This is a genomic window from Afipia broomeae ATCC 49717 (assembly GCF_000314675.2).
In the GTDB taxonomy this organism is placed as follows: domain Bacteria; phylum Pseudomonadota; class Alphaproteobacteria; order Rhizobiales; family Xanthobacteraceae; genus Afipia; species Afipia broomeae.
In genome coordinates this window covers 626,010-638,413 of the sequence record NZ_KB375284.1, presented here as the reverse complement: position 1 = coordinate 638,413, position 12,404 = coordinate 626,010, and the positions used below count along the sequence as shown (strand labels likewise).

14 protein-coding genes are annotated in these 12,404 nt (G+C 61.9%); 5 read left to right on the top strand and 9 right to left on the bottom strand.

The features are described 5' to 3' along the window. Positions 1–66 precede the first annotated feature (66 nt). The gene (locus tag HMPREF9695_RS22630) at positions 67–798 is read right to left on the bottom strand and encodes an RluA family pseudouridine synthase (RefSeq protein WP_006023245.1); all 732 of its coding nucleotides are present in this window, start codon (positions 796–798) and stop codon (positions 67–69) included. Between the two features lie 52 nt (positions 799–850). Between HMPREF9695_RS22630 and ftsY the strand changes: the two genes are divergently transcribed. Continuing rightward, the gene (gene ftsY / locus HMPREF9695_RS22625) at positions 851–1,798 is read left to right on the top strand and encodes a signal recognition particle-docking protein FtsY (protein ID WP_006023244.1); all 948 of its coding nucleotides are present in this window, start codon (positions 851–853) and stop codon (positions 1,796–1,798) included. 2 nt (positions 1,799–1,800) lie between these two features. Beyond that, on the top strand, positions 1,801–2,412 hold the full coding sequence (locus HMPREF9695_RS22620) for a septation protein A (protein ID WP_006023243.1): 612 nt from the start codon (positions 1,801–1,803) through the stop codon (positions 2,410–2,412). Between the two features lie 153 nt (positions 2,413–2,565). Here the strand turns inward: HMPREF9695_RS22620 and HMPREF9695_RS22615 are convergent, their stop codons facing one another. From HMPREF9695_RS22615 to ccmA, 6 genes are all read right to left on the bottom strand, one after another. Beyond that, entirely contained in the window at positions 2,566–2,946 is a 381-nt protein-coding gene (locus tag HMPREF9695_RS22615; RefSeq protein WP_006023242.1) for a ComEA family DNA-binding protein, read from the bottom strand. A gap of 125 nt (positions 2,947–3,071) precedes the next feature. Then, the gene (locus HMPREF9695_RS22610) at positions 3,072–3,662 is read right to left on the bottom strand and encodes a DsbE family thiol:disulfide interchange protein (protein ID WP_006023241.1); all 591 of its coding nucleotides are present in this window, start codon (positions 3,660–3,662) and stop codon (positions 3,072–3,074) included. Further along, positions 3,659–3,850 carry a heme exporter protein CcmD gene (ccmD, locus tag HMPREF9695_RS22605; RefSeq protein ID WP_006023240.1) on the bottom strand — a complete coding sequence of 64 codons (192 nt, stop codon included), beginning with the start codon at positions 3,848–3,850 and terminating at the stop codon, positions 3,659–3,661. The genes HMPREF9695_RS22610 and ccmD overlap by 4 nt, the downstream gene beginning before the upstream one ends. A 5-nt stretch (positions 3,851–3,855) precedes the next feature. Then, entirely contained in the window at positions 3,856–4,587 is a 732-nt protein-coding gene (locus HMPREF9695_RS22600) for a heme ABC transporter permease (RefSeq protein ID WP_006023239.1), read from the bottom strand. Positions 4,588–4,681: 94 nt separating this feature from the next. Next, positions 4,682–5,350, bottom strand: coding sequence for a heme exporter protein CcmB (gene ccmB / locus HMPREF9695_RS22595; protein WP_006023238.1), 669 nt, complete (start codon positions 5,348–5,350; stop codon positions 4,682–4,684). Positions 5,351–5,585: 235 nt separating this feature from the next. Beyond that, on the bottom strand, positions 5,586–6,188 hold the full coding sequence (ccmA, locus tag HMPREF9695_RS22590) for a heme ABC exporter ATP-binding protein CcmA (protein WP_006023237.1): 603 nt from the start codon (positions 6,186–6,188) through the stop codon (positions 5,586–5,588). Between the two features lie 240 nt (positions 6,189–6,428). Between ccmA and acnA the strand changes: the two genes are divergently transcribed. The 3 genes from acnA (at position 6,429) to HMPREF9695_RS22575 (ending at position 10,805) form a co-directional block, all read left to right on the top strand. Then, on the top strand, positions 6,429–9,149 hold the full coding sequence (acnA, locus tag HMPREF9695_RS22585) for an aconitate hydratase AcnA (RefSeq protein WP_006023236.1): 2,721 nt from the start codon (positions 6,429–6,431) through the stop codon (positions 9,147–9,149). Between the two features lie 126 nt (positions 9,150–9,275). Further along, positions 9,276–10,046: a DUF1223 domain-containing protein gene (locus HMPREF9695_RS22580; protein WP_006023235.1), complete on the top strand. Its 771-nt coding sequence runs from the start codon at positions 9,276–9,278 to the stop codon at positions 10,044–10,046. A 390-nt stretch (positions 10,047–10,436) separates the two neighbouring features. Beyond that, positions 10,437–10,805 (top strand): DUF2794 domain-containing protein, encoded by a 369-nt coding sequence (locus tag HMPREF9695_RS22575; RefSeq protein WP_006023234.1) that lies wholly within the window; start codon positions 10,437–10,439, stop codon positions 10,803–10,805. Here the strand turns inward: HMPREF9695_RS22575 and HMPREF9695_RS22570 are convergent, their stop codons facing one another. Further along, positions 10,806–11,336 (bottom strand): GNAT family N-acetyltransferase, encoded by a 531-nt coding sequence (locus HMPREF9695_RS22570; RefSeq protein ID WP_006023233.1) that lies wholly within the window; start codon positions 11,334–11,336, stop codon positions 10,806–10,808. A gap of 125 nt (positions 11,337–11,461) precedes the next feature. Continuing rightward, on the bottom strand, positions 11,462–12,253 hold the full coding sequence (locus HMPREF9695_RS22565) for a Bax inhibitor-1/YccA family protein (protein ID WP_006023232.1): 792 nt from the start codon (positions 12,251–12,253) through the stop codon (positions 11,462–11,464). Positions 12,254–12,404 lie beyond the last annotated feature (151 nt).

Here is a 12,404-nt window from a genome sequence, read left to right as displayed (position 1 = left end):
CGTCGCTTAAACCAATCAGGGCTCCGGATTTTCCGGGGCCCTTTTTGTTTGCAGATGCTGTTTCGTTTATTCGGCTGAGTGAAGCTCAGGAACAGCCGCTTCCTCGCCATTCCATCCGCAGGCCTTGAGCCGCTCATGCAGATGCGCTGGCACCGGCGCGATCACGCGCACCGGCGGCTTGTTCTTCGACAGTGGAATCACGATCTCGCGCGCGTGAAGATGCAGCGACGGTTCGCCGAAGCGCGGCCCGTTGCCGTAGATGTTGTCGCCGACGATCGGCCAGCCGCTCGCGGCGCAATGCACGCGCAGTTGATGCGTGCGCCCGGTGATAGGTTCCATGGCAAGCCAGGTCAGGCCGTCGCCACGACCCATGACCTTCCACGTGGTCCTCGATGGCAGCCCATTCGGGTCCGGCTTTTGCCACCAGCCGCGTTCAGCGTCCAAACGTCCCAGTGGAATATCGATTTCGCCTTCGTTTGCATCGGGGCTGCCTTCGACCACGGCCCAATAGGTCTTGTCGATCTTGCCGTGCTTGAACAGCAGGCCGAGCGATGCGGTCGCCTTGCGATGGCGTCCCAGCACGAGACAGCCCGACGTATCGCGGTCGAGCCGGTGAGCCAGCACCGGCGGGCGCGGGAGGCCGTAGCGCAGGGCATCGAACGAGGCTTCGAGATTGGGGCCGCCTTTCGGGCCCTTGTGCACGGCGATCCCGGCCGGCTTGTCGATCACCAGCATCAAGCCGTCGCGGTGAAGCACGCGGGCCTGTATTTCTTCCGGTGTCGGTTGCGGCGTATCCATTGGTATCGAGCGACTTTCGTTTGTAGCCTGAACCGGGTAACACACCCTCCTCATGAGTGACAGTCCGCAGGATCAACCGAAACAAAGCTGGTGGAAGCGGCTTTCCGCCGGCCTCAAGCGCACGTCGAGTTCGCTCGGCACGGCGGTGGCCGATCTCGTCACCAAGCGCAAGCTCGACCGCGCCATGCTCGATGACATCGAGGATGTGCTGCTGCGCGCCGATCTTGGAACCGAGGTCGCAGCGCGCATCTCGGAGGCCGTGGGCAAGGGACGCTACGACAAGTCGGTGTCGGCGGAAGACGTGACCAATATTGTCGGTGCCGAGGTCGAGAAAGTTCTCGCGCCTGTTGCCAAGCCACTGATGATCGACGCCGCGCACAAGCCGTTCGTCATTCTCGTGGTTGGGGTCAACGGTTCCGGCAAGACCACCACCATCGGCAAGCTCGCCGCAAAGCTCACCTCCGAAGGCCGCAAGGTGATGCTGGCTGCGGGCGATACCTTCCGCGCTGCCGCCATCGAGCAGTTGAAGGTGTGGGGCGAGCGCAACAAGGTTCCGGTGGTGGCCCGCGCGCAGGGCTCGGATTCGGCAAGCCTTGCGTTCGAGGCAGTGGAAGCCGCGAAAGCGCAGGACATCGATGTGCTGCTGATCGATACCGCCGGGCGGTTGCAGAACAAGACCGAACTGATGGTCGAGCTTGAAAAAGTGCGGCGCGTGATCGGCAAGGTCGATGCCTCTGCGCCGCATGCCGTGTTGCTGGTGCTCGATGCGACGGTCGGTCAGAACGCGCTGTCTCAGGTCGACGCATTCCACAAAGCGGCGGGCGTCACGGGTCTGGTCATGACCAAGCTGGATGGCACTGCGCGCGGCGGCATCCTGGTGGCGCTGTCGGAGAAGTACAAGCTGCCGGTGCATTTCATCGGCGTCGGCGAAGGGATCGACGATCTCGCGCCGTTCACCGCGCGCGATTTCGCTCGCGCGATTGCAGGACAGGACAACTGACCATGGCCGTCTCGGACAAACCCGCGCCGCATCCGCTGTTCAAGCTCGCGACCGAACTCGGCCCGCTGGTGATTTTTTTTGGAGCCAACGCGAAGTTCGGGCTGTTCGTCGCCACCGGTGCATTCATGGTTGCGATCGTCGCGGCGATTGCCGCGTCCTACATTGTCACAAAGCATGTGCCGTTGATGGCAATCGTCACAGCCGTCATCGTGCTGGTGTTCGGCGGGCTGACGCTGTTCTTCCACGACGAAATGTTCATCAAGGTCAAGCCGACCATCATCTATGCGCTGTTTGCCGCCACGCTTGGGATCGGATTGTTGATGGGCCGTTCCTTCATCGCGATCATGTTTGACCAGATGTTCAACCTCACGCCACCCGGCTGGCGGCTGTTGACCATCCGATGGATGTTTTTCTTTGCGGGCATGGCGGTGCTGAACGAGATTATCTGGCGCACCCAAAGCACGGATTTCTGGGTGTCGTTCAAGGCGTTCGGCGTGATCCCGATCACCGCGATCTTTGCCATGGCGCAGACGCCACTGATCAAGCGCTTCAGCATCGCGCCTGCGACCGACGAGGCCAGCGACATCGAGCGCGGCGATATTACGAAGGGTTAGTATAATCCGTCATTGCGAAGAGCGTCAGCGACGAAGCAATCCAGCTTTGTTTCCAAGAGTGGATTGCTTCGCTTCGCTTGCAATGATGAAAAAGAAAAACGCACCGGCATTGCCGCCGGTGCGTTTCGCTGGATCGTGTCACGAAGAGCAGGATTACTTCTGCTTCGCGATGATCTTGTCTTTGATTTCGGCGTAGGTCTTCTCAGGCACGATCTTCTTCTGCACGAGTTCGTCCTTGCCCTTGTACGGGCGGCCCTTGATGATCGCGGCCGAGTAAGCGTCGCCGATGCCCTTGAGCGCCTTCAGTTCATCCGCGCTTGCCGAATTGATGTCGAGCAAGTCGGCCTTCGGGGCTGCCTTGGTTTCCTTTGCAGCCGGAGCCATCTTGTCGGCCTTCGGTGCGGGAGCCATTTTCGCGGGCGCCATCTTGTCGGACCCGGCCGGCTGGGTCGCCTGCGAGAACGACGGCGAGGACGCGAGCAGGCCGAGCGCAAGGGTCGCGGCAGTCAATGAAGCAAGTTTCATATAACGCATGGGTGTCCCTCCAGGACAGTGATTGCAACACGCATAGCGTATGTTCGAATTCGTGGCTGCGCCATGGCTCCAAAATGAACGGCAGATAAAAGCGCAAAATTATTTTCTGTGGCTGCCGACCCCAATCAGGGTCTGGCGCGCAGTGCTTTCTCGATCTCTGCCTTCAGCAACCGCTCGAAATTCTCCGGCGTCACCGGTCCAATCAGCTTGTAGGAAATGGTCCCGTCGCGGCCGATCACGAACGTCTCCGGCACGCCGTAGACGCCCCATTCGATCGACGCCCGGCCATTGGCGTCGACGCCGACGGCATTGAACGGGTTGCCGTAGCGCCCGAGGAAGCGCCGGGCGTTGTCCTGCGCATCCTTGTAGTTAATGCCGATCATGCGGATGCGCTTGTCCTGCGCGAGCTGCAGCAGTAGCGGCGCTTCATCGTGGCATGGCACGCACCACGAGGCCCAGACATTGACGACACTGACCTGTCCCTTGAACGCCGCGGGATCGAGGCCCGGCACCTGTGCGTCGCCGGCGATCAGCCCTTCGAGCGGAGGGAGACTTGTCTGCGGCGCGGGGCGGCCAATCAAGGCCGATGGAATCCGTGCGGGATCGCCCGACCCGAGCCTGAACCAGAACAGCCCGGCCAGCACGACGAAGGCGACCAGCGGCAGCGCCACCAGCCATGAGCGGGATTGCCGCCGCTTTGCGCCCTCATTGCTCACGATGGTTTGCCGGGCGGTTGCGCCGAGCGGCGGGTGATGCCGCTGGCTTCGAGTTTACGCAACGTCTGCGTCTGGCGCCGGAAGTCGAGCGCGATCCAGGCGATGAGGGCCACGACGACGAACGCGACCAGCGCATAGGATGTGACGATGAAGGAGGCGTATGGACCGAGCGACGTGAGAAGGGACATCGTGGTCACGCCGCCTGCCGGCTGGCTTGCATCATCTGCAAGGTGCGCACCCGCCGCCGCAGCACTTCATTGCGCATCGCAGCCAGATGCAGTGTCAGGAACAGCAATGAGAAGGCGACGGCCATGATGAGCAACGGGATCAGAAAGACGCGGTCCATGCTCGGACCGCCTGCGCGGATCACCGACGCCCCCTGGTGCAGCGTGTTCCACCAGTCGACGGAAAACTTGATGATCGGAATATTGATCGCGCCGACCAGCGTGAGGATCGCGGCGGCACGCGCCGCGCGCGAGGGATCTTCCACCGCGCGCCACAGCGCCATGATGCCGAGATACATCAGGAACAGGATCAATACCGAAGTGAGCCGCGCGTCCCATTCCCAGTAGGTGCCCCACATCGGACGGCCCCACAGCGAGCCGGTGACCAGCGCGAGAAATGTAAAAGCTGCGCCGATCGGAGCGGCAGCCTTCGCGGCAACATCCGCCAGCGGATGCCGCCACACCAGTGTGCCGAGCGCGGCCACGCTCATGACGCCCCAGACGAACATTGACAGCCACGCGTTCGGCACGTGGATGAACATGATCTTCACCGTCGCGCCCTGCTGGTAGTCGTCAGGCGCCATGGCTGATTGATAAAGGCCTATTGCGAGCAGGATCGCGGTCGCTGCGGCCAGCCAGGGCAGCACGCGCTCGGTCAATGCGAGGAACCGTGTGGGATTGGCGAGGTCGATGAGGCTCATGGCGTTCCTGATAGTCGCGACAGGCGCGGCAGGCAATGCGCGCGAGTGGTACCGCAGCGCAGTTCCGCGAGAGTTGATCGGGCGCAATATCGCATCAGTCGAGGCCCTGCCGCAGGCTGGCCGCGGCGGCGAACGGGCCAACCACAAGGCTGACCAGCGACAGCGCGCACAGGATCGAGAACGGCGTGCCGAATGAACCGGGTTTGTCGATCGCCGCATTCGAGGCCGCGACGCCGAAAATCAGCACCGGTATCGACAGCGGCAACACCACCACCGCAAGCAGCAATCCGCCGCGCCGCAGGGTCACGGCCAGGGCAGCCCCGATCATGCCGGTAAATGTCAGCGCGGGTGTTCCGACCAAGAGTGTCAGCGCGACCGCGAACGTGGCATCAGCGTCGAGATTGAGCAGGATGCCGATGATCGGCGTTGCCACGATCAGCGGCACGCCGGCCGCCAGCCAATGCGCCAGCGCCTTCGCCGCGCAGCTCAATTCCAGCGGTATGCGGCTCATCACGATCAGATCGAGCGAACCGTCGTCCTGATCGGCGGTGAACAGCCGATCCAGTGTCAGCAGGCTTGCCAGCATTGCGCCGAGCCAGAGAATGGCGGGGCCGATGCGCTTGAGCAAAGCCAGATCGGGGCCGAGGGCGAACGGCATCACCACCACGACCGAGACGAAAAACAGCACGCCGATCAGCGCGCCGCCGCCGGCGCGCAGCGCAACGGCGATGTCACGGCGAACGAGTGCAGCGAGCGCAGTCATGCTGCGCTCCGGTTTTTCAGGAAGCGTTCGCCCGTTATCGCGCGTGCATTACCCCCCTCCCTGTCCCTCCCCCGCAAGGGGGGAGGGTACGAAGGAGGCGCGAGCTTCGCCATGCTGACAACCCGGATAAGCGTGTCCAAAAATTGCGACGCATGTCGGACAGCTCCCTCCCCCCTTGCGGGGGAGGGATGGGGAGGGGGGTAGATACAAACAAGAAAGCTGCGATGAAGCGCCTTCATCCTGCACCGCCGATCCGCAATTCGCGCGTGGGAATGCCGAGCGGTCCATGGGTTGCGGCGAGAATGATTCCGCCGCTGCGCAAATGAGCGCCCATCAGATCGGCAACCATGGCCTGACCGGAGGTGTCGAGCGCGGAGGTTGGCTCGTCCAGCAGCCAGACGGGGCGATTGACCGCGATCAGCCGGGCAATCGACAGGCGGCGTCGCTGTCCGGCCGACAGAAATGCTGACGGCAGATGGGCGGCATGGCCGAGGCCGACGGCCTCGAGGCTGGCGGTGCCGTCGATGGCCTCGCCGCCGAGGAAATTCCGCCAGAAATCGAGATTTTCCAGCACCGTAAGAGACGGCTTCAGCGCGTCGCGGTGGCCGAGGTAATGCGCCTGCTCAGGCAGCGTCAACTCTGCCTCGCCCCCCTCCAGCGTCATCGCACCGCCTGCGGCCGGAAGCAGCCCCGCGATGATCCGCAGCAGCGACGACTTGCCGGCTCCGTTGATTCCGGTCACCGCCAGCGCCTGCCCCGCAGGTACCTCAAAATCGAGACCGGAAAAGATGCTTCGCCCGCCCCTGACGCATTCCAGACCCTGACCTGTAAGCCTCATAATGGATTGACCGATGGCTTGTGACAGGGCGCTGCGGTTCCAGTCGTTGCAGGCATGAGAAGCGGACAATCCATAGCGGGTGTGGTGGACAGACTGGAAAGATTCTATAAAACCGGAACTTGGTGCAGCACACAATCAGCCGCCGGAAACAGCACGGTTCAACCCTGATTCCCTCGCTCTTGACGGTGTCCCGATACCTTTTGCCGGGTGTCTCTAACTTTTTGAACTGGGATCGTTCACATGCCCTCACTCGACAGCTTTAAGTGCCAGAAAACCCTCAAGGTCGGCGCCAAGACGTACGTGTATTACAGCCTGCCTGCCGCTGAAAAGAACGGCCTCAAGGGCATTTCGAAGCTGCCGTACTCGATGAAGGTGCTGCTCGAGAACATGCTGCGCAACGAAGACGGCCGCACTGTCACCAAGGCGGACATCGTCGCGTTCTCGAAGTGGGCGAGCAAGAAGACCCTCGAACACGAAATCGCATTCCGCCCCGCGCGCGTGCTGATGCAGGACTTCACCGGCGTGCCTGCGGTGGTCGATCTCGCCGCCATGCGCAACGCAATGAAGTCGCTCGGCGGCGACGCCGAAAAGATCAACCCGCTGGTCCCCGTCGATCTGGTGATCGATCACTCGGTGATCGTGAACTTCTTCGGTGACAACAAGGCCTTCGGCAAGAACGTCGCGGAAGAGTACAAGCAGAACCAGGAACGTTACGAATTCCTGAAGTGGGGCCAGAAGGCGTTCTCGAATTTCTCCGTGGTGCCGCCCGGCACCGGCATTTGCCATCAGGTCAATCTCGAATATCTGGCCCAGACGGTCTGGACCAAGAAAGAGAAGATGACCGTCGGCAAGAAGACCGCCACCTTTGAAGTTGCCTATCCGGATTCGCTGGTCGGCACCGACTCGCACACCACCATGGTCAACGGTCTTGCGGTTCTCGGCTGGGGCGTCGGCGGCATTGAAGCCGAAGCCTGCATGCTCGGCCAGCCGCTCTCCATGCTGCTGCCGGATGTGGTCGGCTTCAAGCTCGAAGGCCAGCTTAAGGAAGGCGTCACCGCGACCGACCTCGTTCTCACCGTCACCCAGATGCTGCGCAAGCTCGGCGTGGTCGGCAAGTTCGTCGAGTTTTTCGGCGCCGGCCTCGATCATCTCTCGGTTGCCGACAAGGCCACCATCGCGAACATGGCGCCGGAATATGGCGCGACCTGCGGCTTCTTCCCGGTCGACAAGGCCGCGCTCGATTATCTCAAGACCTCGGGCCGTGCTTCGGCGCGCGTCGCCCTGGTTGAAAAGTATGCCAAGGCGCAGGGCCTGTTCCGCACATCGAAGTCGCCGGATCCAGTGTTCACCGAGCTGCTGACTCTCAATCTCGCCGATGTGGTGCCCTCGCTTGCCGGTCCGAAGCGTCCGGAAGGCCGTGTCGCGCTGCCGACGGTTGCCAGCCTTTTCGACGATGCACTGACCAACGAATACAAGAAGCCGACGGATCACAATGCGCGCTTCCCGGTCGAGGGCCGCAAGGAAGATCTGGGCCACGGCGATGTGGTGATTGCCGCTATCACCTCCTGCACCAACACCTCCAACCCCAGCGTGCTGATCGCTGCGGGTCTTCTGGCCCGTAAGGCCGCTGCAAAGGGTCTCAAGGCGAAGCCATGGGTGAAGACCTCGCTTGCACCGGGCAGCCAGGTGGTTGCCGGGTATCTCGCGGATTCCGGTCTGCAAAAGGATCTCGACAAGGTCGGCTTCAACCTTGTCGGTTTCGGCTGCACCACCTGCATCGGCAATTCCGGCCCGCTGCCGGAAGAGATATCGAAGGCTATCAACGACAACGGCATCGTTGCCGCCGCCGTGCTCTCGGGTAACCGCAACTTCGAAGGCCGCGTCTCGCCCGACGTGCAGGCGAACTATCTCGCCTCGCCGCCGCTGGTTGTCGCCCATGCACTGGCCGGTACGGTGACGAAGAATCTCGATGTCGAGCCGATCGGCACCGGCAAGGACGGCAAGCCCGTTTATCTGAAAGACATCTGGCCCACCACGAAGGAGATCAATGCCTTCATCAAGAAGTACGTCACTTCGACGATCTTCAAGAAGAAGTATGCCGACGTGTTCAAGGGCGACACCAACTGGCGCAAGATCAAGACCGTGACCAGCGACACCTATGCCTGGAACATGAGCTCGACCTATGTGCAGAACCCGCCGTACTTCGAGGGCATGAAGATGGAGCCCGAGCCTATCAAGGACGTGCTCGATGCGCGCATCCTTGCGATGTTCGGCGACAAGATCACCACCGACCACATCTCTCCGGCCGGTTCGATCAAGCTGACCTCGCCCGCCGGCAAGTATCTGTCCGAGCATCAGGTGCGGCCCGCCGACTTCAACCAGTACGGTACGCGCCGCGGCAACCACGAAGTGATGATGCGCGGCACGTTCGCCAACATCCGTATCAAGAACTTCATGTTGAAGGGGGCCGACGGCAACGTTCCCGAAGGCGGTCTGACCAAGCACTGGCCCGACGGCGAGCAGATGTCGATCTACGATGCCGCGATGAAGTATCAGGCCGAGCAGGTGCCGCTCGTGGTGTTCGCCGGCGCCGAATACGGCAACGGCTCGTCGCGCGACTGGGCCGCCAAGGGCACGCGCCTGCTTGGCGTGCGCGCCGTGATCACCCAGAGCTTCGAGCGCATCCATCGCTCCAACCTCGTCGGTATGGGCGTGCTCCCGCTGACGTTCGAGCAGGGCGAGTCGTGGCAGTCGATCGGTTTGAAGGGCGACGAGAAGGTCACGATTCGCGGCCTTCAGGGTGATCTCAAGCCGCGTCAGAAGTTAACGGCGGAGATCGTGTCTTCGGACGGCTCGCAGAAGCAAGTGTCGCTGCTTTGCCGTATCGATACGCTCGATGAGCTTGAATACTACCGGAATGGCGGCATTCTCCAGTACGTGCTGCGCAATCTGGCCGCGTAACATGCGGTCTGGAAACGCATCCGTGAACAGCCTCACCGCGAAGTGAGTAGCGAGCTACCAGGGGGCGGCCTATCAAGGGGCCGCCTTCTTGGTGAGGAGGCATCATGCATCGTGGGGGCAGACGGGATGTCTGATTTGCCAGTTTCGATACCGACAAGGGCCGGTGCAATCGCCTCGCGGCTGTCGCGCACGCTGGGCGTTTGCGCGATCTTTACCGTCATCACACCGGTATGCGCAGATCCGCGCGCAGTCGTTGAACTCTTCACCTCTCAGGGATGTTCGTCTTGTCCGCCCGCGGACAAGGTGCTCGGTGAGCTGGCGCAGGATCCCTCTGTGATCGCGCTCAGTTTGCCGATCGATTATTGGGATTATCTCGGCTGGAAGGACACGCTGGCGGATTCGCGGTTCAGTGCGCGTCAGAAAGCCTACTCGCATGCACGCGGCGACCGCGGCGTCTACACGCCACAGGCCGTCGTCAACGGCACGACAAATGTTCTTGGCAGCGATCGCGCGGCAATCGAGAACGCCACGAAGAGGACGCAGAACAACGACGGCGTGATGTCGGTCCCTGTGACGATGACGCAGTCTGGCGGGCAGATCAAGGTATCGGTGGCGGAAGGTAGCGGCAGGAGCGGTGAGATCTGGATTTGCGCCGTGTCGAAAGCGGTTCCGATCACCATCTCACGCGGTGAGAATCGCGGACAGCAGATCACGTATCACAACGTGGTGCGTAACGTGCTGAAGGTCGGTGACTGGAACGGCAAGGCGGGCAGTTGGTCCGTACCGCTCGAAAACATCACGCGCGATGGCGTCGATGCCGCAGCGGTCTACATTCAGGACGGCAATCGCGACAAGCCCGGCCCGATGCTCGGTGCGGCCTTTACGTCGCTGAACTGATTCAAAAAATTTTGGATGATGCGGTGCCGGCAGCGATTGCTCGCGGCTGCACGGTCGTCTCTCAACGAGATCGCCAAAACAAAAACGGCCAGCTTGCGCCGGCCGAAGGATTGGGGATCCAGTTTACTGCGAAGAGTTAGACCCGATCCTGACGACCCCGGGGGGCTGGGGGCTGAGGAATCCGGTGCCGAAAGGACCGGGTCAACGCAGTTTCCTTTTGATCGCAGCCCAGCACGGCGGGGGATGGGCCGAATTCGGGCGGCATTATGATTTTGCCTGACGTCCGCGTGATGCCTTTGCTCCTGAAACGGACAGCGGATACGCCTGAAATCAGACTTGCAGGCGTGGCCAGACGGGGCGATCATGTCACCTGCGTGACAGGAGGCGCCGATGAGTTCAATGTCGGGCGATATCGATCCGAGCGAGAGCAGGGGGCTGGAGCGCAGCACTGCGCCGCTCCCGCCCCAGACCGTAACGTTCAATCGCGTCGAACTTAATCGCATTCTCAATCTCTACGGACGCATGGTCGCCGACGGTGAGTGGCGCGACTATGCGATTGATTTTCTGAAAGACCGCGCGGTGTTTTCGATTTTTCGCCGCGCGTCGGAGGTCCCGATCTACCGGATCGAAAAGGACCCGCGGCTCGCCCGCAAGCAGGGTGCGTACAGCGTGATTGCCGCCAGCGGACAGATTCTGCGCCGCGGCCATGAGCTTGATCGCGTTCTGCTGGTGATCGATCGCAAGCTCGCGCTGGTTTGATTAATCTTTTGGCGTCGTCTCGCCGCCCTCGCCCAGGGCGCGCTGCATCATCACCGTGTCGAGCCAGCGGCCGAACTTGAACCCGACGCTGGGGTGCGTGCCGATCATTTCGAATCCGGCGCGGGCATGGACGCCAATCGAGGCGGCGTTGGCGGAATCACCGATCACGGCGATCATCTGCCGGTAGCCGCGATCTTCGCAAGCGGCAATCAGGTCCTGCATCAGCCGCGTCCCGATGCGCCGTCCCTGCGCCGCAGGATCGAGATACACGGAGTTTTCGACTGTGAACCGATAGGCCGGACGGGGCCGGTAGGGTCCGGCATAGGCATAGCCGACGACGATGTCTTCCATGACCGCCACCAGATACGGGAAGCCGGCCGCCGCCAGTGCTTCGTAGCGTCGTGTCATTTCGGCAAGATCAGGCGGGTCGAGTTCGAAAGTCGCGGTGCCGTGGAGAACCGCATGCCGATAGATCGCCGTGATCGCGGGGAGGTCGGTGACGGCAGCGGGCCGGATATGAAGCTGGGGCATGTCGATCGCAGAGAATGGTGCCGGAGCGGTGAAGCCCCGCAGTCCTATCAGCGAAGGACCGCAAAACAAAAGCCCCGGCTTTTGGCCGGGGCTTTCAAGAGTTCACTGATCAGCCACGATCAGATCTAGTCGCGCTGTCCAAGGAGCTGCAGCAGCAGCGTGAACAGGTTGATGAAGTTGAGGTAGAGCGACAGTGCGCCGGTGATTGCCGCGCGCTCCGCCACGTCGCCACCCTGGCTGGCGTAGCCGTAGATGTAATCGTTCTTCAGGCGCTGGGTGTCCCAGGCGGTGAGGCCGGCGAACACCAGCACGCCGATCACCGAGACGATGAACTGCAACATCGTGCTGGCGATGAACAGGTTCACCAGGCTGGCGAGGATGATGCCGAACAGGCCCATCATCAGGAACGATCCCATCCCGGTCAGGTCACGTTTGGTGGTGTAGCCGTAGAGGCTCAGCGCACCGAACGAGGCCGCCGTGATGAAGAACACCCGCACGATCGAGGTGTGCGTGTAGACCAGGAAAATAGACGACAGCGAGATGCCCATCAGCGCCGCGAATACCCAGAACAGAAGCTGAGCGGTTGCGGGCTTCAGGCGGTTGATGCCGAACGAAATGGCGAACACCATCACGAGCGGCGCGAGGATGAACACCCACTTCAACGGGCTGACAAACATCGCGACGCCGAATGACGTCAGGTACTGCTTGCCGATCCGGCCGGCGGCTGCGGAAGCGTCGGGCGTGACGGCGCCCATGTACACGCCGAGAGCGGCAAGGCCAGTGATGGCCAGGCCGATCGCCATGTAGTTGTAGATCTTAAGCATGTACGAGCGCAGACCGGCATCGACGGTCGCGGCGTCAACGCGCCCGGCGGCCCGGCCGAAAGGTGACGTATAGTTGCGGTCCAAGTCCGACATGGTCGAAACCCCGTGGTTGTCTGGCGAAAGCGAAGGGTCTGCGCCGCCAGCTATAAGTTTGTCCCAGAACCCCGATTATGAGCCCATCCCTGGATGGTATCAATTCGGATTCTGAACCCGCTCGGTATGTGGGAAACTAACACACTCGACG